This window comes from Aphanothece microscopica RSMan92, from assembly GCF_046613545.2.
GTDB lineage: Bacteria > Cyanobacteriota > Cyanobacteriia > PCC-6307 > Cyanobiaceae > NIES-981.
Window position 1 is genome coordinate 1 of the sequence record NZ_JBKKKY020000680.1, and the last position, 295, is coordinate 295.

Below are 295 nucleotides of genomic sequence, written 5' to 3' on the forward strand. Positions count from 1 at the left end.
CCCCGAATTCGAGACCTTCTACACGAAGAACATCCTTCTGAACGAAGGCCTCCGCGCCTGGATGGCCCCGGCTGACCAGCCGCACGAAAACTTCGTCTTCCCTGAAGAGGTCCTGCCCCGCGGCAACGCTCTCTGAGTTTCTCGGCCTCGTCGCTTGAGCCATCAGGCCACCCAGCGCCCCCGAGGGGGCGCTTTTTCATGGCAGGTGGTTCCGGGTTGGGGTCGTGCGCCGGCGGCGGGCTGGGGCTCTCTCTCAGCTGGGCGGGCCGCTGAACCGCCTCCAGAAGCTGCGCTC

Annotated in this window: 1 pseudogene; it reads left to right on the forward strand. The window is 66.4% G+C overall.

Annotation, left to right across the window (positions count from 1 at the left end):
- A pseudogene (locus ACLD7X_RS19605) lies at nt 1-136 on the forward strand (photosystem II D2 protein (photosystem q(a) protein)); the annotation flags it as partial.
- Nucleotides 137-295 lie beyond the last annotated feature (159 nt).